At 71.3% G+C, this 19,005-nt stretch carries 18 protein-coding genes; 11 read left to right on the forward strand and 7 right to left on the reverse strand.

Annotation, left to right across the window (positions count from 1 at the left end; translation table 11 throughout):
• Positions 1–81: 81 nt before the first annotated feature.
• Positions 82–1,011: a sporulation protein gene (locus ABZT87_RS04250; protein ID WP_355133511.1), complete on the forward strand. Its 930-nt coding sequence runs from the start codon at positions 82–84 to the stop codon at positions 1,009–1,011.
• A gap of 6 nt (positions 1,012–1,017) precedes the next feature.
• Here ABZT87_RS04250 and leuE read toward each other — a convergent pair whose 3' ends face one another.
• Positions 1,018–1,689, reverse strand: a complete 672-nt coding sequence (gene leuE, locus ABZT87_RS04255) for a leucine efflux protein LeuE (protein WP_355133513.1) — start codon at positions 1,687–1,689, stop codon at positions 1,018–1,020.
• Positions 1,689–2,930, reverse strand: a complete 1,242-nt coding sequence (locus ABZT87_RS04260; protein ID WP_355133515.1) for a bifunctional pyridoxamine 5'-phosphate oxidase family protein/GNAT family N-acetyltransferase — start codon at positions 2,928–2,930, stop codon at positions 1,689–1,691. Before ABZT87_RS04260 ends, leuE begins: the two co-directional genes overlap by 1 nt.
• A gap of 34 nt (positions 2,931–2,964) precedes the next feature.
• Between ABZT87_RS04260 and ABZT87_RS04265 the strand changes: the two genes are divergently transcribed.
• Together ABZT87_RS04265 and ABZT87_RS04270 are read left to right on the forward strand one after the other, a co-directional pair.
• The gene (locus ABZT87_RS04265) at positions 2,965–4,305 is read left to right on the forward strand and encodes an aminotransferase class I/II-fold pyridoxal phosphate-dependent enzyme (protein WP_355133517.1); all 1,341 of its coding nucleotides are present in this window, start codon (positions 2,965–2,967) and stop codon (positions 4,303–4,305) included.
• A gap of 294 nt (positions 4,306–4,599) precedes the next feature.
• On the forward strand, positions 4,600–5,304 hold the full coding sequence (locus ABZT87_RS04270) for a UdgX family uracil-DNA binding protein (protein ID WP_354859940.1): 705 nt from the start codon (positions 4,600–4,602) through the stop codon (positions 5,302–5,304).
• An 84-nt stretch (positions 5,305–5,388) separates the two neighbouring features.
• Here ABZT87_RS04270 and ABZT87_RS04275 read toward each other — a convergent pair whose 3' ends face one another.
• From ABZT87_RS04275 to ABZT87_RS04285, 3 genes are all read right to left on the reverse strand, one after another.
• Positions 5,389–6,801, reverse strand: coding sequence for an FG-GAP-like repeat-containing protein (locus ABZT87_RS04275; RefSeq protein ID WP_354859943.1), 1,413 nt, complete (start codon positions 6,799–6,801; stop codon positions 5,389–5,391).
• Positions 6,802–6,902: 101 nt separating this feature from the next.
• Positions 6,903–7,163 (reverse strand): hypothetical protein, encoded by a 261-nt coding sequence (locus ABZT87_RS04280; RefSeq protein WP_354859945.1) that lies wholly within the window; start codon positions 7,161–7,163, stop codon positions 6,903–6,905.
• On the reverse strand, positions 7,163–7,396 hold the full coding sequence (locus tag ABZT87_RS04285) for a hypothetical protein (RefSeq protein WP_355133519.1): 234 nt from the start codon (positions 7,394–7,396) through the stop codon (positions 7,163–7,165). The genes ABZT87_RS04280 and ABZT87_RS04285 overlap by 1 nt, the downstream gene beginning before the upstream one ends.
• Before the next feature lie 210 nt (positions 7,397–7,606).
• Here ABZT87_RS04285 and ABZT87_RS04290 point away from each other — a divergent pair, with 210 nt between their 5' ends.
• The 7 genes from ABZT87_RS04290 (at position 7,607) to ABZT87_RS04320 (ending at position 14,681) form a co-directional block, all read left to right on the forward strand.
• The gene (locus ABZT87_RS04290; RefSeq protein WP_355133521.1) at positions 7,607–8,578 is read left to right on the forward strand and encodes a LuxR C-terminal-related transcriptional regulator; all 972 of its coding nucleotides are present in this window, start codon (positions 7,607–7,609) and stop codon (positions 8,576–8,578) included.
• A gap of 166 nt (positions 8,579–8,744) precedes the next feature.
• A complete protein-coding gene (locus ABZT87_RS04295; RefSeq protein WP_354859952.1) occupies positions 8,745–10,349 on the forward strand; it encodes an FAD-dependent oxidoreductase in 1,605 nt (534 codons plus the stop codon).
• Between the two features lie 145 nt (positions 10,350–10,494).
• On the forward strand, positions 10,495–11,859 hold the full coding sequence (locus tag ABZT87_RS04300) for an MFS transporter (protein ID WP_355133523.1): 1,365 nt from the start codon (positions 10,495–10,497) through the stop codon (positions 11,857–11,859).
• 4 nt (positions 11,860–11,863) lie between these two features.
• Positions 11,864–12,064, forward strand: coding sequence for a DUF3046 domain-containing protein (locus tag ABZT87_RS04305; RefSeq protein WP_354859956.1), 201 nt, complete (start codon positions 11,864–11,866; stop codon positions 12,062–12,064).
• A 184-nt stretch (positions 12,065–12,248) separates the two neighbouring features.
• Positions 12,249–13,295: a recombinase RecA gene (gene recA, locus ABZT87_RS04310; RefSeq protein ID WP_354859959.1), complete on the forward strand. Its 1,047-nt coding sequence runs from the start codon at positions 12,249–12,251 to the stop codon at positions 13,293–13,295.
• Between the two features lie 14 nt (positions 13,296–13,309).
• Positions 13,310–14,008, forward strand: coding sequence for a regulatory protein RecX (locus ABZT87_RS04315; RefSeq protein WP_355133525.1), 699 nt, complete (start codon positions 13,310–13,312; stop codon positions 14,006–14,008).
• Positions 14,009–14,039: 31 nt separating this feature from the next.
• Positions 14,040–14,681, forward strand: coding sequence for a 3-keto-5-aminohexanoate cleavage protein (locus ABZT87_RS04320; protein WP_355133527.1), 642 nt, complete (start codon positions 14,040–14,042; stop codon positions 14,679–14,681).
• Positions 14,682–14,843: 162 nt separating this feature from the next.
• Here ABZT87_RS04320 and ABZT87_RS04325 read toward each other — a convergent pair whose 3' ends face one another.
• Complete coding sequence (locus tag ABZT87_RS04325; RefSeq protein ID WP_355133529.1) at positions 14,844–15,440, reverse strand: hypothetical protein; 597 nt, start codon at positions 15,438–15,440, stop codon at positions 14,844–14,846.
• Between the two features lie 780 nt (positions 15,441–16,220).
• Between ABZT87_RS04325 and rny the strand changes: the two genes are divergently transcribed.
• The gene (gene rny, locus ABZT87_RS04330) at positions 16,221–17,987 is read left to right on the forward strand and encodes a ribonuclease Y (protein ID WP_355133531.1); all 1,767 of its coding nucleotides are present in this window, start codon (positions 16,221–16,223) and stop codon (positions 17,985–17,987) included.
• Positions 17,988–18,050: 63 nt separating this feature from the next.
• Here rny and ABZT87_RS04335 read toward each other — a convergent pair whose 3' ends face one another.
• A complete protein-coding gene (locus ABZT87_RS04335) occupies positions 18,051–18,923 on the reverse strand; it encodes an amino acid ABC transporter permease (RefSeq protein WP_355133533.1) in 873 nt (290 codons plus the stop codon).
• Positions 18,924–19,005: the final 82 nt, after the last annotated feature.

Consider the following 19,005-nt stretch of genomic DNA (forward strand, 5'->3'; position numbering starts at 1 on the left):
CGGCGGGCGTGAGGTGACCGCGACCGGGTAGGCGCGGTCGGTCCGGGGCCAGGGGGGCCTCGTCCCGCGAGGGGGCGCGCGGTGCGGTTGACGGGGGTGTCTCGGGACTCCGGCTGGACCGGGCTGTCCGTGCGGACCACGCTGCCGAACCCGAGCACCCGTCCGGGCCTGCGTCTGCCGGGGCGGGTGACCCTCGCCGCCGGGCCGGACGACGTGCTCGTACGCCACATCCGGCTCGGCCTGGTCACCACCGTCGAGCCGGACGACCCGGCCGCGCCCCGGCGCCTCGTGCAGTTCTTCTCGCTGCCGATCGCCGGGCGGTTCGTGGTGCCGGCGGGTCGCCGGCGGGCGGTCGACTTCGCGTTGCCGTTGCCGTGGGAGATCCCGGTGACCACGTTCGGCGGGGTGCCGTTGCTGAGCCTGCGGATGGGTCTGCGGACCGAGGTGTCCGTCGACCCGGATCTGGACCAGGGGGCCATGGTGCCGGTCCTCGTGCACCCGATCCCCACCCAGCAGCACGTGCTGGCGGCGCTGGCCACGCTCGGCTTCATGATCCGCCAATCCGGGTTGCAGGAGGGCGGGCTGCCGGGGGTGGAGCACACCCTGCCGCTGCACCAGCGGTGGGGCTACTGGGTGGGCCCGCTCTACGCCGGCCCGATCACCGAGCTTGAGCTGATCTTCGTGACGAACTCGGCGGGCCTGGAGGTGATCATGTGGCTGGACCGTCGGCTGTCGCTGGCCGGGATCACCCACCAGAGCATCAGCCGGTTCCGGGTCTGGCACGCGGACGCCGGGCAGCGGGACTGGGTCGCCACCGTGGACGGCTGGCTACGTCAGGCGATCAACCGGCACGCCGCGGCTGCCGCGCACGCCGACTGGTCCGCCACCATCAGCCGGTCCGCCCATGTCAGCCGCCACCCCGACCAGCCGATCAAACCCGGTTACGGGCTGGGCGGCACGGCCGGAAGCGGAGGCGTGGGAGGCGGCTCCGGCGGCGGCGACGGGACCTGAGGGGGGTCAGCCGGCGCTGGCGGTGGCGAGCTTGAGGCTGAAGGCGAGGAAGAGGGCTGCCACGGCGGTGGTGCCGCCCACGGCGAGGCGACGCCGTTGGCGGAACTGGGCGGCCAGGAACGTGCCCGCGAAGATCAGCGCGGTCAGGTAGAGCGCGCTGGTGACCTGGGCGATCAGGCCGAGCAGCAGGAACGACAGCGCCGGCCAGGCGTAGTCGGGATCGACGAACTGGATGAAGAACGAGATGAAGAACAGGATCGCCTTCGGGTTCAGCAGGCTGATCACCAGCGCCTTGCGGAACGGGCTGCGCATCTGCGCCGGTTCCGCGGCGTCGATGAGCCGCGGCGTGTCCGGGTCGTTGCGGTCGCGCCAGCGCCGCCAGGCGCCGCGCAGCATGGTCAACCCGACATAGCCGAGGTACGCGGCACCGGCGTACTTGACCACAAGAAAGACCGGCGGGTACGCCTTGAGCAGCGACGCCACCCCGGCGGCGGACAGGACCATCAGCACCGCGTCGCCGACCCACACCCCGCTGGCGGCCCGGTAGCCGACCCCCACGCCCCGCTTGGCGGCGGTGGACAGCACGAAGAGCGAGTTCGGTCCGGGTAGCAGGATGATGGCCACGGTGCCCAGCACGTACGTCCAGATGTCGGTGATCCCCAGCACGCCCGCCATCATCACGCCACCGGCGCCGTCCGCAGAAGTCTTTCCCGCAGCCTGGCCTGTGCGTTAGGCCACTCGTCGACGGTCATCGCGTACTGCACGGTGTCCCGCCACGAGCCGTCCGGACGCTGGCAGTGCATCCGCAGCACCCCCTCCCGGGTGGCGCCGAGTCGTTCGATGGCCGCCTGCGAGCGGACGTTGCGGATGTCGGTGTGCCAGACGACCCGCACCGCGCCCAGGTCGTCGAAGGCCCGGCCGAGCAGCAGCAGCTTGGCCTCGGTGTTGATCCCGCTACGCCACCACGGCCGGCCGAGGAAGGTGTACCCGATCGCCACCGACCGTCGTTCCGGGTTGATCTCGTAGTAGGACGTGGTGCCGACCACCGCCCCGGTCCTCGCGCAGCGCTGCACCCAGGGCGCCCGCTCGCCGCGCTGCTGGGCGGCCAGCGCCGCGGCGACCACCTCGGCGGTCCCGGCCGGCTCGGTGGGCCGGGTGACGGTGAGGTGCCGCCAGACGTCGTCGTCGGCGGTGGCGCTGTGCAGGTCGTCGGCGTGCGCCAGGTCCAGCGGCTCCAGCAGGACGTGTTCGCCGCGCAGTGACACCGGGTCGTGCCAGGGCGTGCGGGCCGTCCGCAGGTACGCCGGCAGGGGCGCGGTGACCCCGGCGGCGGGTTGCGGCAGGCCGGCGGTCAGCCGCAACGGCAGTACGCCGGCCCAGTGCGGCAGGTGCAGGTCGGCCTCGTCCTCGCGGACCCCGCCGGTGCGGGACCGGACGGACACCTCCCGCAGCGGCAGGGCCAGCACGGCGGTCTCGGCCAGTTCGCGGCGGTTCGGCGGGCGGCTGTCCGTGCTGCGTCCCGCGCCGACCTTGTCGACCAGCGCGGTGAGCATGGCGCTCTTCTCGTGCTCGTCGGTGACCAGCCGGGCGGTGCCGAGCGCGACCACCGAACGGTAGTTGGCGCTGTGGTGGAACTGCGAGCGGGCGTAGACCAGGCCGTCGAGCAGGGTCACCGTGACGCAGACGGGCAGCCCGTCGCCCCGGGCGGCGAGCAGGGGCCGGCTGCCGGTGGACCCGTGCAGGTAGAGGGTGTCGCCGATGCGCACGTGCAGGGTGGGCAGCACCCGGGGCTCGCCGTCGACGGTGAAGCCGAGCGCGCAGTGGTACGCCTCGTCGAGCACGGCGTGCGCCGCCTCCCGGTCGTAGCTCATCCGGTCGCGCGAGCGGGTGGGAGTGGTCCGGGCGGTGGGTGGATACATGCGCGCCCCTTTGTTCTAGTACAATCTCCTGTTTGTGTCAGCACGCTATCAGTTCAGCGGGACGACGGCCGTCGCGATTTCGGCCAGCATCGAGTCGGGCATCCGTACCGGCGCCCTGCCACCCGGTGCCGCCCTGCCGCCGGTGCGGGCCCTCGCCGCCGAGCTGGGCGTCAGCCCGGCCACTGTCGCCCGCGCCTATCGGGAGCTGCGCCAACGCGGCGTGCTGGCCACCGCCGGCCGCCACGGCACCCGCGTCCGTCCGCGCCCACCGGTGGCCGCCCGCCGCTCCGTGCTACGCCCCGCACCGCTGCCGGACGCCCGCGACCTGTCCCGGGGCGAGCCCGACCCCCGACTGCTGCCCCCGATCGGCCCGCACCTGGCCGCGCTCGCCGCCGACGCGGGTCCTCCGGTCGGCTACTCGCAGGCCGGCGTGCTCCCGGAGCTGGCCGAGGCCGCCCGCGCCCGGTTGAGCGCCGACGGCGTACCCGCCGGGGACCTCACCCTCACCGGCGGCGCGCTGGACGGCATCGAGCGGCTGCTCGGCGCCCACCTTCGTCCCGGTGACGCGGTGGCGGTGGAGGATCCCGGCTGGGCCAACCTGCTCGACCTGGTCGCCGCGCTCGGGCTGCGGCCGATCGGTGTGCCGCTGGACGACGAGGGTCCACTGGTGGCCGGGGTGGCGGCCGCGCTGAGCGCCGGAGCGCGGGCGCTGGTGATCACCAGCCGGGCGCAGAACCCGACCGGCGCCGCCGTCTCCGCCGCCCGCGCCGAGGAGCTGCGCGCTCTGCTCGCCGGCCGGCGGGACCTGCTGCTCATCGAGGACGACCACGCCGCCGAGCTGGCCCGCGTACCCCTGCATTCGCTCGCTGGCGTGACCGGAAGCTGGGCCTTCGTGCGGTCGGTGAGCAAGCCGTTCGGCCCGGACCTGCGGCTGGCGGTGCTGGCCGGTGACGAGACCACCGTGGCCCGGGTGACCGGCCGGACGCGGGTCGGCGCCGGCTGGGTGTCCACCGTGCTGCAACGGCTGGTGCTCGCCCTCTGGGGGGACCCGGCGGTCGACGAGCTGGTGCGGCGGGCGGCGCAGAGCTACGACCTGCGGCGCGAGGGCCTGTTGGCCGCGCTCGCCGAGCATGGCCTGACCGCGCACGGCCGCAGCGGCATCAACGTCTGGCTGCCGGTGCCGGACGAGACCAGCGCGCTTACCGCGTTGCGGGACGCCGGCTGGGCGGTGGCGCCCGGCGCCCTCTACCGGATCGCCGCCCCGCCCGCCCTGCGCATCACCGTCAGTTCCCTGGCCGTCGAGGAGCTGACCCCCCTGGCCGCCGCCCTGGCCCGCGCCATCCATCCCTCCCCTGAAATGGGCTTCTCCACCTGACCTGGGAGCGTGACGCCCATTAAGGGGGTTTACGGAAGCAAAAGGGGTATCGCGGCGATTCAGAGCGATTGGGGCGGGTATGCGGGCCGCCGGAGGTGCCTGATCATGGCTGCAGGTGGGAACCGCAAGGGGTTGTGGATCGCGATCGCGATCGCCATCATCGTGATCATTATTGTGCTGATCGCCATCGCGTCCGGTGGTGGCGGGGGCGGCAACGGCTACTGACGCGGCCGGGCCGCGCCCACCCTGGGGCGTACCCGGCAGGCGATACCGAACGGGTATATAACAGTCGGCATGGCCGAGCAGACCGACAGCGCTCCCGGCGCCCAGCGGTTCATCCCGCCCGACGCCGACACCATCGACGAACTCCGCGCGGCGTCGGGTGGCTGTCGGGGCTGCGAGCTGTACCGCGACGCCACCCAGACCGTCTTCGGCCGGGGGGACGAGAGCGCCCGCGTGGTCCTCGTCGGCGAGCAGCCCGGCGACATGGAGGACCAGAAGGGCCTGCCCTTCGTCGGCCCCGCCGGACGGCTGCTGCGCCGCGCCGTCGACGACGCCAAGCTGGACCCGACGCAGCTCTACCTGACGAACGCCGTCAAGCACTTTCGTTTTGAGGCGCGCGGCAAGCGGCGCATCCACCAGACCCCGGACCAGGTACACATCACCGCGTGCCGGCCCTGGCTGGTGGCCGAGTTCGCCCGGCTGCGCCCGGAGATCGTCGTCGTGCTCGGCGCCACCGCCGCGAAGGCGCTGCTCGGCCCGTCCTTCCGGGTGACGAGACAACGCGGCGAGCTGCTGCCCTGGCCCGCGTCGGCCCAGCGCCCAGAGGACTTCCAACGGGTGCCGGTGGACGACACGGGGAAGCGGGCCGACGCGCCGCCGGCTCGGTTGCTGGCCACCATCCACCCGTCCGCGGTCCTGCGCGCCGACGACCAGGACAAGGCGTACGAGGGACTGGTCGCCGACCTGACGGTCGCCGCCCGCGCCCTGCCCGCCTGACCCAGGTGTTCCCGCCGGTGGTCGGGCGGTGCCCAGGCAACGCCGACGCGCCCGGCCAGAGGCCGGGCGCGTCGACTGAGGGTGTCAGATGATGCTGTTGAAGCCGCCCCAGCCGCTGCCGATCTGCTGGTTGCCGCTGAAGGGGACGCCGTTGTCGCGTTCGATGTTGTTGGGGTACAGCAGGAGGGCACCGCTGGTCGTGCGGCCCACCAGGTCCGTGTAGCCGTCACCGGTCACGTCCGCGCCGACCAGCGTGTCGAAGCCGCTCCAGCCGCTGCCGATCTGCCGGTTGCCGCTGTACGGGACCCCGTTGTCGCGTTCGATGTTGTTCGGGTAGAGCCACAGGGTGCCGTCGGTCTTGCGGGCCACCAGGTCGGTGTAACCGTCGCCGGTCACGTCCGCGCCGACCAGCGTGTCGAAGCCGCTCCAGCCCTGGCCGATCTGCCGCGCCGACGAGCTGCTGTACGGAGTGCCGTTGTCGCGTTCGATGTTGTTCGGGTAGAGCCACAGGGTGCCGTCGGTCTTGCGGGCCACCAGGTCGGTGTAACCGTCGCCGGTCACGTCCGCGCCGACGATCCGGTCGAACCCGCCCCAACCGCTGCCGATCTGCCGCGACGCGCCGCTGCTGTACGGGGCGCCGTCGTCACGAACGATGTTGTTGGAGTACAACAACATCGTTCCGTCTGACTTGACGGAGATCAGGTCGGTGAAGCCGTCACCGGTGACGTCGGCGTTGATGATCCGGTCCGCGCTGCTCCAGCCGCTGCCGATCTGCCGGGACGAGCCGCTGCTGTACGGGACGCCGTTGTCGCGCTCGATGTTGTTCGAGTACAGCCACAGAGTGCCGTCAGTCTTGCGGGCCACCAGATCGTGATAGCCGTCGCCGGTCACGTCGGCGACCCCTGGGTCCTTCACCGGAGCCTGGCCGCCGGTGGTGATGTTGTTGTAGCGGCGGGCGACGTAGTTGCTGGCCGGGTGCGAGTCGATGAGACCGTCCCCGCCGCCGCTGAGCGTCTCGGTGTCGATCTTCACCGGGGTCGATCCGAAGGCGTAGTACTCGAACGTGCCCGTCGACTGGTTGATCCAGCGCTTGAAGAGGATGACGTGCTGGCTCGCCGAGTTCAGGATGTCGCCCGGCTGGAGGTCGCTCTTACTGATCTGCTTCGACACCGTGTACATGTTGTAGGTCGTCTTCGACGTCGAGAGGTGCCAGGCCATCGAGACGAACCCGGAGCAGTCGGTGCGGTAGTTCTTGCCGTTCTCGTCGCGGTAGTAGCCGCCCTGGCTGTAGGGGATGCTGCCGCGATTGTCGTACCAGTACTTGGCGCGGCTGAGCACCTCGGTCGGACTGATCGACCCACCCACGCTGGAGTCGGCGAAGGCTGCCTCGGGACTGCTCGCCAGCACCGTGGCGACGCCCCCGGAGAGGCCGGCACCGGCGGCGAGTGCCACGCCGAGCGCCATTGTGGTCAGGCGACGAATCGCATTTCGTTGCATGGTGTTCCTTTCTGATTAATTCCGATTTCAAGGCAGGTTCGTCCGTCCGCCGAACGGTATCCGTCGGCGGAGGCGGGAAAATTGAACAGGTGATGCCGTGGTCAGACGATTCGCCACGGGCCGAGCAGTGGGCTGCTGGCGATTGTGCGGTCGACGACGCGGCGCAACGTCACGGCGGCTGCCGTCGGATCGTCGGTGTCCACGAAGGCCAGGATGTCGGCGCTGTCCGGGCCGGCGCGGACTCGAAGGTGTTCGATACCGCTCCCGGCCGTGGCGTTCACGTGGATCAGATTTCGCAGCGTCGCCGGGTCGATGGCGGCCGTCGAGGTGAGCGGGGCGATACGGATGTGCGTCACGATCATCAGGACCACTCCGACGGGTCGACCGGGGGCGGCGAGCCCCAGCCAAATCCCTGGCCTCCGAACTGGCCGGTCAAGGCGTCCTGTGCGGGACCACCCCAGCCGAACCCCTCCGCGAGCGCCGCCATCGCACCCGGTTCCGAGTTCAGGATGATCGCGAGGGCGAGGGCGAGGCCGAGTGCGAGAATGGCGATCGAGGTACGGTAATTGGCATTGATAAAAGTGGTTATGCTCATTGACGTCTCTCCTGTGCTTGGAATGTCGATTCCGGAGGCTCCGTGGTCGTTGTCGCCGCCGTGAGAGAAGCATCGCGGGCCCACGGTGCCCTGTCACCAGGTTCGGCCTGGCGTGACCCCGCCCGGCGGGACCACGCCAGGTGCGGAACGGGTCCACGAGAACGCTCGATACGCGGCAGAATGTCGATTGGTTCTACCGGGGGAGGGGTCATGTTCGACCTGCTGGGACTGTCCGCGCAGCATGAGGCGGTCTATCGCGCCATGCTGCAGTGTCCCGACCTGAACGTCGCCGGCCTGTCCGATCACCTCGGCGTCTCGCCGGGGGAGGTGACGGCGGCACTGGACGTGTTGGCCGACCTCGCACTCGTTCGGCTCGACTCCCTGGGCGATCACGCCCGGCCGGTGCGACCGCAGGCCGGGTTGATGGCGCTCCTGACCAAGGTGGAGGCCGAGGTCGCGGTCCGGCAGCGGCAGGTCGAGGCGACCAAGGCCGCCATCGCCGCCATCGCGACCGCCCACGACGACTACCACCAGGTGGCGGAGGGGCGGTTGCTCGCAGGGGTCGACAGCGTCCGGGACCGGCTTGCCGAGTTGGCCCACACCGCCCGCGCCGAGTGTCTCTCCTTTAGCAGCGGCGGCGCGCAGAGCCCGGACACGCTCGAGGCGGAGGCGCCGCTCGACCAGCAGGCTCTGCAGCGGGGTGTCCAGATCCGCAACGTCTATCAGGACAGCTTCCGCAACGACCCCGGCACCCTCGCGCACGCCCGCTGGCTGGCCGGCCTCGGTGGGCAGTCACGCACGACGCCGACGCTGCCGATGCGCATGGTCATCGTCGATCGGGAGGTCGCACTCGTGCCCATCGACCCGGCCAATCCCCGGCAGGGTGCACTGGAACTGCGCAGCCGCGGGATTGTTGCCGGGCTTATCGCGCTCTTCGAGCAGGTGTGGCACGCCGCGACTCCGTTCGGCGAACAGGCGGCGGCCGACGAGCAGGGTCTCACCCGGCAGGAACGCGAGCTGCTGCGGCTGCTCGCCGCGGGGCACACCGACGAGTCGGCGGCCCGCAAGCTCGCAATCTCCCTGCGCAGTGTGCAGCGCATGATGACGTCCCTGACCGAGCGGTTGGGCGCCGCCAGCCGATTCCAGGCCGGCGTGCAGGCGGCCAGCAACGGTTGGGTGTGAGGGGGCGGTACGGCACGGTCGTCGGCTCGGCCGGTAGCGAGATCGGTGACAAAAACCGCCACCGCCGGCGGTCGGTGAGGCGATACCTACCGGAAACGGTGTTGCGTGATCCGCGTAACAGGTCCTCTGCAGACTCACGTGAGTCGATCTTGTAGGGGAGGCGTTCATGAGCGATCAGACGCAGTCGACGGTGAGCCGGCGTGGGTTCCTGCGCGCGGTCGGGATCAGCGGCGGTGCCGGTGCGATGCTCGCCACGATGGGAGCCATGGGTCTCGCACCCAGCGCCGCCGCGTCGGTGACCCCGGCATTCCGGGCGCCCGAGCCGTCCGACTTCACCCTGACCGGCCGGCCGGGGGCCAGTGTCGTCGTGCTCGGCGGTGGCATCGCGGGGCTCACCACCGCGTACGAGCTGGGCAAGGCGGGCTACCACTGCACGGTCCTGGAGGCGCGGCACCGCGTCGGTGGGCGGAACCTGACCATCCGCGGCGGCGACGTCGAGACCGACCTCGACGGGCACACCCAGCGGGCCGGCTTCTCCGACGGCGTCTACTTCAACGCCGGGCCCGGCCGGATCGCACAGTGGATGCTCACCATGGACTACTGCCGGGAACTCGGCGTACCCATCGAGGTGTTCACCAACCAGAACGCCGACGCCTGGATCTACAACGAGTCCGCCGGGATGACCGAGCCGATCCGGTATCGCACCGCCAAGGCCGATGTGTACGGCTACGTCTCGGAGCTGCTCGCCAAGGCCACCGACCAGGGCGCGCTGGACGCGCGGCTCACCACCGAGGACCGGGACCGGCTGCTGTCGTTCCTGCAGGGCTTCGGCGCGATCGGCGGGCGTGCCAACGACTGGGCGTACGCCGGGACCAACCGTCGCGGCTTCTCCGCGTACCCCGGCGCCGGCAACGACGTGGGGACGCTGCTCGGCGCGCCGCCAGCGCTCTCCGACGTCTTCGCCAGCAACGTGGGCCGGTACTTCTCCTTCGAATTCGGCTACGACCAGGCGATGCTGATGTTCCAGCCGGTGGGCGGCATGGACCAGATCCCGCGTGCCCTCGCCAAGGCCGTGGGCGGGCACCGGATCCGACTCAACGCCGAGGTGACCGGAGTGACCGACCGGGGCGGCCGGGTCGAGGTGACCTATCGGCAGGGCGGCCGGGAGTCGCAGATCGCCGCCGACTACTGCGTGGCGGCGCTGCCGCCGCACCTGATGGCCCGGGTGCCCCACAACCTCGGCGCCGGGGTGACCGCCGCCCTGGCCGACTTCCCGGTCACCGCCGCCGGCAAGATCGGCCTGGAGTACCGCAGCCGCTGGTGGGAGACCGACCAGCGGATCTACGGCGGCATCACGGAGACCGACCTGGACCTGTCGCACATCTGGTACCCGTCCTACGGCTTCCACGGCAAGCGTGGCCTGGTCGTCGGCTACTACAACACCGGGGCGAACGCCAGGGCGTACAGCGGGCTCACCCCCGAGCAGCGCCGGGAGCGCGCGGTCAGCCAGGGGGTGAAGATCCACGGCGACAAGTACCGCAGCGAGCTGGTCACCTCGTACTCCCACGCCTGGGACCGGACCCGCTACATCGAGGGCGCCTGGACCTCGCCCCGCTACGGCACCGCCGGATACAACCTGCTGCTTCAGCCGGCCGGGCGGGTCTACTTCGCCGGGGACTGGCTGAGCCACGAGGTGGCCTGGCAGCACGGGGCGTTCGTGGCGGCCCGTTCGGCGGTGTCGTCGGTGCACCAGCGGGTGATGGCCGGCTGACCGACGGGCCCTCGCGAAGATCCGCACCGCGAAGATCCGCGCGGGCGCGGCGAGGCGGCCCGGCGGGCGGGGCAGCCCGGCTGGGGCGTCGGGGTTCGGGGTGGGTGCGCGAGGATGGGGTCACCCCTGTCCTCAAGGAGCGCCGATGGCCACCGACCTGACCGTGCCGCGTACCGGCGCCGGGCTCGACGTCGCGCCGATCCAGCGGCGCACCATGCGGCTGCTCTTCACCACCCAGATCATCGGCGGCGTCGGTGTGACCATCGGCATCTCCGTCGGCGCGCTGCTCGCCGCCCGCATCGCCGGCACCGCGGTGGCGGGCGTCGCGCAGAGCGCCGGGGTGGTCGGTGCGGCGCTGCTCGCCGTTCCGGTCACCCGGATCATGGCGCGGCACGGCCGTCGTCCCGGCCTGGTGCTGGCGTACACGGTGGGCGCCGTCGGCGGCGTCCTGGTGGTGGTGGCGGCGGCCACCCGCTCGGTGCCGCTGCTCTTTCTCGGCATGCTGCTCTTCGGCGGTGGCACCGCCGCGAACCTGCAGGCCCGCTACACGGCGGTGGACCTCGCCGAGCCGACCCGTCGAGGGCGTCAGCTCTCGCTGATCGTCTGGGCCACCACCATCGGGGCGGTGGCCGCGCCGAACTTCGCCGCCCTGGCCGACCGGGTCACCACCGGCTGGGGGCTGCCGCCGCTGGCCGGCCCCTTCGCGTTCAGCGCGACGGCATTCGTGCTGGCTTCCGTCGTACTCCTCGGGTTGCTCCGCCCCGACCCGTTGCTCACCGCGCGGCGGCTCGCGGCGGCCGACGCGCCACCGACCGCCGCCGGGCCGCCCGCCGACGCCGCGCCGGCGGGCGGTGGGGCCGGGCCGGCCACCGCGCTGGTCCGTGCGCGCGCGCCGCGCACCGCCGGAATGCGGCTGGCCTGGTCGGTGGTACGCGGACAGCCAGCCGCCCGGCTCGGCATCACCGCCGTGGCGATCGGTCACCTGGTGATGGTGGCGGTGATGGCGATGACCCCGGTCCGGCTCGGTGAGTCGCACGCCGACGCCGACGTGCTGCGGCTGGTCGGGATCGTGTTGAGCCTGCACATCGCCGGCATGTACGCGTTCGCCCCGGTGGTCGGCTGGCTCACCGACCGGCTCGGCCGGCGGGCGGTGATCCTCGGCGGGGTCGGGCTGCTGCTGGCCGCCTGCGCGGTCGCCGGCACCGCCGGGCACCACACGCCCCGGCTCTCGATCGGTCTGGTCCTGCTCGGGCTGGGCTGGTCGGGGACGATGGTGGCCGGCTCGACGCTGCTCTCCGAGTCGGTGTCGGCCGGTGTGCGGCCCAGCGTCCAGGGGTTCTCCGACCTGATCATGGGGTTGGCGGGGGCCAGCGCCGCGGTGCTCAGCGGGTTTGTCATGCAGCTCGCCGGTTATCCGGTGCTCACCCTGCTCGCGGCGGTCGCGACCGTGCCCCTGGTGGCGCTAGCGTTGCGCCCGGTGCCGACGGGGGCACCGGGCGAGGAAGGTTGATCACGTGCGGCTGACCGACTTCTGGGCGCGGTTGGAGGAGGCGTTCGGGCCGGGCTACGCGGCCAGCATCGCCCGCGACCAGGTGCTGTCCCAGCTCGATGGGCGGACCATCGAGCAGGCGCTGTCGTCGGGGGAGCAGACGCACGTGGTGTGGCGGGCGGTCTGCGCCGCGTACCCCGACCGCGTACCCGCTCGACTACGCTGAGCAGCCTTTTCGCCGGTTCCGCGTGTCGCTTGTCGAGTCGTACACCTGTTCGGCTATTGTCCACAGCGGGGTGCTCGTCCACAGCTCGCGGCCCGTCGGCTGGTTTTCTGTCGGACCCAGCGCCTAGCGTGTCCGCGTGACGCGAAGCTCAGCAAAGACGCCGGCGAAGGCAGGGGTGGCAACCATGGCAGCAGGGCCTGACCGGGAGAAGGCACTCGACCTTGCTCTCGCTCAGATTGACAAGCAATTCGGCAAGGGCTCGGTGATGCGGCTGGGTGACCGGCCGGTCGTCCAGACCGCGATCATTCCGACCGGCTCCATCGCGCTCGACGTGGCCCTCGGCATTGGCGGCCTGCCCCGTGGCCGGGTGGTCGAGATCTACGGTCCCGAGTCCAGCGGTAAGACCACGGTGGCACTGCACGCGGTGGCCAACGCCCAGCGCAACGGCGGCATCGCCGCCTTCATCGACGCCGAGCACGCGCTCGACCCGGAGTACGCGAAGGCCCTCGGCGTCGACACCGACGCGATGCTGGTCTCCCAGCCGGACACGGGCGAGCAGGCGCTGGAAATCGCGGACATGCTGATCCGCTCCGGCGCTCTGGACATCATCGTGATCGACTCGGTGGCGGCCCTGGTGCCGCGCGCCGAGATCGAGGGCGAGATGGGCGACAGCCACGTGGGCCTCCAGGCCCGGCTGATGAGCCAGGCACTACGGAAGATCACCGGTGTGCTCAGCAACACCGGCACCACGGCGATCTTCATCAACCAGCTGCGCGAAAAGATCGGCGTGATGTTCGGCAGCCCGGAGACCACCACCGGTGGTCGGGCGCTGAAGTTCTACGCCTCGGTCCGGCTCGACGTGCGACGCATCGAGAGCCTCAAGGACGGCACCGACGTGGTCGGTAACCGCACCCGGGTCAAGGTCGTGAAGAACAAGGTGGCCGCGCCGTTCAAGCAGGCCGAGTTCGACATCATGTACGGCAAGGGCATCTCGCGTGAGGGCTCGCTGATCGACGTCGGCGTGGAGCAGGCGATCATCCGCAAGTCCGGCGCGTGGTACACGTACGACGGCGACCAGCTCGGCCAGGGCAAGGAGAAGGCCCGGGAGTTCCTGAAGGAAAACCCGGACGTGGCCGCCGAGATCGAGAAGAAGATCCTGGAGAAGCTCGGCGTCGGGGTTGGCGCGAGCGACGCCGCCGGTGGCCCGGAGCTGCCGCCGGTCGACTTCTGACCGGTCGCTGACCAGTGGCAGGACGACGCGCCCGTACGGGGCGGGGCTGGGATGCCAGCCCACCCCGTACGGGCGACGCCAGCGATCCTCCCCGCCCTCGCCGGGGTCGCCGTGGGCGCCCCGAGGAAGGCGACACCGTCGAGCCTTCGGCGCCGCCTCGAGACGAGTCGGAGGTGGCTCGCGAGATCTGCCTGCGCCAGCTCGCCGTCCGGCCCCGCACCCGGGCCGAGCTGGCCGACGCGTTGGCCAAGCGGGGCATCTCCGAGCAGGTCTCGGCCGAGGTGCTCGACCGCTACGACGAGGTCGGCATCATCGACGACGCGGCGTTCGCCCGGGCCTGGGTGTCCAGCCGGCACACCGGTCGTGGCCTGGCCCGCCGGGCGCTCGCCAACGAGCTGCGCCGCAAGGGCGTCGACGGTGAGGTGGCCACCGAGGCGCTGGGCGAGCTGGACGAGGAGACCGAGGCGGCAACCGCCCGCGCTCTGGTGGAGCGCAAACTGCGTACCGCCCGGGGTGAGCCCGACGCCGTCTTCCGCCGGCTGGTCGGGATGCTGGCCCGCAAGGGCTATCCGCCCGGCGTGGCCATCCGCGCGGTGAAGGACGCGCTCGCCGCGCAGAGCGCCGAGGCGGCCGAGTTCGCCGAGCAGATCGACGCCGACGCGCTCGCCGACGCCGAGGGCGATCTGGAGCGCGACAACCGCCCGCTCGACTGAGTGGCGCGATGGGTGCGGCGGGGGTGACCCGATGTTGAAAGCGTGTCTGAACGGCCAGCGCGGTCGTGCCGCCCACCCGGCCGTGCCGGTGACCCCGACGGAGTTGGCGGCCGACGCGGCCCGCTGTGCCGCGCTGGGCGTCGCGGCCGTGCACATCCATCCCAGGGACGCGGCCGGCGTCGAGTCACTGCGCCCGGCGGTGATCGCCGACGCGCTGACCGCGATCCGTGCGGCCCGGCCGGGGCTGCCGGTGGGGGTGAGCACCGGAGCCTGGATCGAACCGGATCCGGCCGCCCGGGTGGCCGCCGTCCGATCCTGGCCGGTGCTGCCCGACTTCGCCTCGGTCAACGCGCACGAGCCCGGCGCCGAGGCGGTCGCCGCCGCGCTACATGAGCGTGGCGTGCTCGTCGAGGTGGGGCTCTGGACAGTCGACGCCGGCGTGCCACCGCGGTCGACGGGGATGCCGGGCGGGTCGCCGCCGGAGGACGCGGTGGCTCCGCCCGTGTTGCTGCACGCCGAGGGTCCGGCCACCTGGGCGGTGCTCGCCGAGGCGGTCAGCCGTGGGCTGCACACCCGGATCGGGCTGGAGGACACGCTCCTGTTGCCCGACGGCGTACCGGCACCGGGCAACGCCGCGTTGGTCACCGCCGCGCTGGCGGCCGGCGCCGGCTGAGCCGCCGACCCGCCGAAGTCGGCCGAGCCCTTGGTGCCGGCTGACCGCCCTGGCGTCGGCTGAGCCGCTTCGGATGATCGTGCTCGATCCAGGATGTAGGGGCATCGTCGTGCCGGTGAGGCCACTACTTCCAGGATCGAGCACGATCTTGAGGCGGTCGGGTCAGTGGGGAAAGCGCAGACTCTCCACGATCATGTCGCAGCCCGCCCGCATCTGCGCCGCCGGCAGCACGCCGTGCCGACACGTGATCATGAATTCGTCGGTGCTGTCGGGGACGACGCCGTAGACCATCACGTCATCGACGCCCGGCAGCTCCGTCATGCTCGGCACTGGCCGCTGGGGGAGCTTGAAGCTGTCGAGCCGGACGGCCTTCGCGCCATCGAGCGTGAGCCGCTGGACTGCCGGATCCGGTGGCACGACGGCCGGGTCGTCGACAAGCATCAGATCCATCGGTGTGCCCTCCACCGGGTTCCTCGCAAATGCCATCACCAGCACTATGTCGCCCTCGCCCCCGGCCTTCGGTGAGACCTGGAGACAGCCCGGGTCTTCCAGCGGGGGACATGGGCGCGCCGTCCAGCCCGCCGGTGCGGTGAAGCTCATCCGCCCGTCCGCGGTGGTGGTCCGTTCACCCGGCTTGAGTGGTGTCGTGTCTTCGGATCGGCTTGCCTGGCCGATGGTCGAGCGCCAGTTCACGAAGGCCACCACGGCACCGAACGACAGCGCCAGCACGCCCACGAAAAGGAGCAACTTTCGCATCATGCGTGGACGGTATGGGAGGTCCAGATGATCGACAATCCACCGGCGGTACGGTCTGTGCTCACGTCGGTGCCATCAGGGACCCGTTGAGAAGCCGGGATCGTGCACGCACCGAGGCCGATGATCGTGCTCGATCCAGGATGTGGGGGCATCACCGCGCCGGTGAGGGCACTACATCCAGGATCGAGCACGATCTTGAGGCGCTTCGCGTCGGGACCGGGTCGGTCGGGCGAGATTCGCGACTCTGCAGGGTCACCGGTATCACTAAGTCGGCGTCGCGCAGGGTGCCGCCACTGCTGAACAGGCACGACATCCGAATCGAGGGCGTCGGCTCGCCGCCTTTGTCCTTCCGTGTCCGACACGACATCAGCTTTGGGTGACGCTACAACTTCGCTCCGTTCGGGGGGTTTGATCATGAGTCCTTGACCAGACCGCCCTTGGCGACCTAGCCTCGCCATACAGGCTCACATTGCCCGACCAGCGCAGGCTAAGCGCACAACATAGATCTCGTAACAGAACAGCATCACTTTGGCCGACTCCGCGGCCTTTGGCGGCAGTTCCGGACTGGCCGGTCCGGCACTCCGCGACAACTGCACCCGGTCGCCGACGATGCCCGAGGGCACCGCCGGCGGAGAGAGCTATCCACGGCCAGCCGCTCCGGTCGGGCGTCCACAGCCGCAGGAGTGTGCCTCGGGCACGGTCGCTGCGGTCTCGACGTTCAGGGGAGGCGGCCATGGCGGGGCGGCGGCACAGGTTCACCGGTAGACCCAGCGGGGTCCCGGCATGAACGCCCTCGACGTCGTGCTTCTCGCGGCCGTCCTGATCCTCGCGGTGGTCGTGGTCGGGGCGGTGCTGGTCGGCATCCGGACGCTGCGTCGGATGGGCACGGCGCCGGCCCCGGAGGATCCCGCCTTCATCGCGGAGAAGGACCGTCAGGAGCAGTCCCTGGCCGCCCTGCGCAACGCCGCCGACCAGGCGAACAGCACGATCGACGTGGCCAAGTCCGCGGCCTCCGCGGCTCGGGCCGAGGCGGCGGCGGCGAAGGCCGAGGCGAAGGCGGCCCGGGCCGAGGCCCGGCGGGTGCTCGACGACGCCCGCGCCGAGGCGGACACCGTGCTGGAACGGGCGCACAAGCAGGCCGAGGCGGACGCCGACCAGCTGCGCACGGCAGCCCGCCGCAGCGGCGAGCGGGAGGTCGCGGTGCTCGCCGCCACGACCCGGGAGCAGGCCGCGGAGGTGGAGCGCCGGGCGGCCCGGATGGACGAGCGGGAGCGGCTGCACACCGAGGAGGTGGAACGGTTCGCCGAGCGGGAGCGGCAGCTCACCGCGGCGAGCGCCGCCCTCGCGGCCCGGGAGTCCGCGCTCGCCCAGCGCGAGACCGAGCTGGCCGAGGCCGAGGAGCTGCGCCGCCGGGAACTGGAGCGGGTGGCCGGTCTCACCGCCGAGTCGGCCCGGCTGGAGCTGATCGACGCGATCGAGACGTCTGCCAAGCGCGAGGCGGCGCTGCTGGTGCGCGACATCGAGTCCGACGCGCGCAACACCGCCGAGCAGCGGGCCCGACACATCGTGGTGGACGCGATCCAGCGGGTGGCCAGCGAGCAGACCGCCGAGAGCGTGGTCAGCGTCCTGCATCTGCCGGGCGACGAGATGAAGGGCCGCATCATCGGCCGGGAGGGGCGCAACATCCGCGCCTTCGAGTCGGTGACCGGGGTCAACCTGATCATCGATGACACCCCGGAGGCGGTGCTGCTCTCCTGCTTCGACCCGGTCCGCCGGGAGGTCGGCCGGCTCACGCTGGAGAAGCTGGTGCTGGACGGGCGGATCCACCCACACCGGATCGAGGAGGTCTACGACCTGGCCCGGCAGGAGGTGGAGCAGCTCTGCCTCCGCGCCGCCGAGGACGCCCTGGTCGAGGTCGGCATCACCGAGATCCACCCGGAGCTGGTGACCCTGCTGGGCCGGCTGCGCTACCGCACCTCGTACGGGCAGAACGTGCTCAAGCACCTGGTCGAGACCGCGCACATCGCCGGCATCATGGCCGCCGAGCTGCGGCTGGACGTGTCCACCATCAAACGGTCGGCGTTCCTGCACGACATCGGCAAGGCGCTCACCCACGAGGTCGAGGGCAGCCACGCCATCATCGGCGCCGACCTGGCCCGCAAGTACGGCGAGCACGAGGACGTGGTGCACGCCATCGAGGCGCACCACAACGAGGTGCCGCCGCAGACCATCGAGGCCGTGCTCACCCAGGCCTCCGACGCCTGTTCCGGCGGTCGGCCGGGCGCGCGTCGGGAGAGCCTGGAGGCGTACGTCAAGCGCCTGGAGCGGATCGAGGAGATCGCGGCCGGGAAGCTCGGCGTGGACAAGGTCTTCGCCATGCAGGCCGGCCGGGAGATCCGGGTGATGGTCAAGCCCGACGACGTGGACGACATCGGGGCGGCCGTGCTGGCCCGCGACGTGGCCAAGCAGATCGAGGAGGAGCTGACCTACCCCGGTCAGATCCGGGTCACCGTGGTCCGCGAGTCCCGGGTCACCGAGATCGCCCGCTGATCCCGGAACAGACGACGGGCGGGTGGCTGTGGCCACCCGCCCGTCACTCGTTCCGCTGTCCCGTCAGATCATCCGGGCGGAGTCCTCGCCGACGTTCTGGGCGGGCAGCACCTTGGCGGCGGTACGCGGGGTGCGGCCCATCCGCTTCTGCAACCACCAGGCCAGGATCGACAGGGCACCGCAGATGGTGATGTAGATCGCCGCCACGATGAGATACGTCGGCACGTACGGCAGCCCGAACGGCAACCGGCCGCCGATCTGCTTACCCACGAACAGCAGTTCGGGGTACGTGATGATGAAGCCCAGTGCGGTGTCCTTGAGCAGCACGACGAGCTGGCTGACGATCGCCGGGAGCATCGACCGGACCGCCTGCGGCAGCAGGATCAGTCGCAGCACCTGGTTCTTGCGCATGCCGATCGCGTACGCGCCTTCGGTCTGCCCGTACGGCACGGCGTTGATGCCGGCCCGGAAGATCTCCGCGAGCACCGAACCGTTGTACAGCACCAGCCCGATGACCAGCGCCCACAGCTTGTCGATCGACCAGCCGTACTGCAGTGGGACGTAGTAGCCGAAGAAGATCAGGATCAGCAGCGGGATCGCCCGGAACAGCTCCACCACGAAGGTCGACGGGGTACGCAGGATCCACTTGTCGCTCAGTCGGCCGCTGGCGAAGATCGCGCCGAAGAGCAGCGCCAGGACAGCGGCGATGCCGGCCGCCTTCAGCGTCGCCCACAGGCCGCCAAGCAGTTCGCGTTGCACCGAGGCGTACTGGAACTGCTCCCACTTGCGAGCCTCGAACTGGCCGGTGTCGGCGAACTTGTAGCCGACGTAGGCGAGCAGGGCGATGATGCCGGCGGTGGAGGCGACGCCCAGGATCGCGTTGCGTCGCTTGGCGCGGGGCCCGGGCAGGTCGTAGAGGATCGACGCCTGGCTCAACTCAGCCACCTTCCGTTCGCGACTGCGGGGCTCGCAAGCTCACTCCTCGCGCTCACCGCGCACCTTCCGTTCGCCGCTGCGG

The organism is Micromonospora sp. NPDC005237, from assembly GCF_040607775.1.
Lineage (GTDB): Bacteria > Actinomycetota > Actinomycetes > Mycobacteriales > Micromonosporaceae > Micromonospora.

What these genes read in the sequence shown, in the direction of transcription:
- ABZT87_RS04275 (WP_354859943.1), bottom strand. Translation starts at nt 6,801, where the DNA reads ATGCAACGAAATGCGATTCGTCGCCTGACCACAATGGCGCTCGGCGTG.
- ABZT87_RS04290 (WP_355133521.1), top strand. Translation starts at nt 7,607, where the DNA reads ATGTTCGACCTGCTGGGACTGTCCGCGCAGCATGAGGCGGTCTATCGC.
- ABZT87_RS04295 (WP_354859952.1), top strand. Translation starts at nt 8,745, where the DNA reads ATGAGCGATCAGACGCAGTCGACGGTGAGCCGGCGTGGGTTCCTGCGC.
- ABZT87_RS04280 (WP_354859945.1), bottom strand. Translation starts at nt 7,163, where the DNA reads ATGATCGTGACGCACATCCGTATCGCCCCGCTCACCTCGACGGCCGCC.
- ABZT87_RS04320 (WP_355133527.1), top strand. Translation starts at nt 14,040, where the DNA reads ATGTTGAAAGCGTGTCTGAACGGCCAGCGCGGTCGTGCCGCCCACCCG.
- ABZT87_RS04270 (WP_354859940.1), top strand. Translation starts at nt 4,600, where the DNA reads ATGGCCGAGCAGACCGACAGCGCTCCCGGCGCCCAGCGGTTCATCCCG.
- recA (WP_354859959.1), top strand. Translation starts at nt 12,249, where the DNA reads ATGGCAGCAGGGCCTGACCGGGAGAAGGCACTCGACCTTGCTCTCGCT.
- ABZT87_RS04300 (WP_355133523.1), top strand. Translation starts at nt 10,495, where the DNA reads ATGGCCACCGACCTGACCGTGCCGCGTACCGGCGCCGGGCTCGACGTC.
- leuE (WP_355133513.1), bottom strand. Translation starts at nt 1,689, where the DNA reads ATGATGGCGGGCGTGCTGGGGATCACCGACATCTGGACGTACGTGCTG.
- ABZT87_RS04285 (WP_355133519.1), bottom strand. Translation starts at nt 7,396, where the DNA reads ATGAGCATAACCACTTTTATCAATGCCAATTACCGTACCTCGATCGCC.
- ABZT87_RS04325 (WP_355133529.1), bottom strand. Translation starts at nt 15,440, where the DNA reads ATGATGCGAAAGTTGCTCCTTTTCGTGGGCGTGCTGGCGCTGTCGTTC.
- rny (WP_355133531.1), top strand. Translation starts at nt 16,221, where the DNA reads ATGAACGCCCTCGACGTCGTGCTTCTCGCGGCCGTCCTGATCCTCGCG.
- ABZT87_RS04260 (WP_355133515.1), bottom strand. Translation starts at nt 2,930, where the DNA reads ATGTATCCACCCACCGCCCGGACCACTCCCACCCGCTCGCGCGACCGG.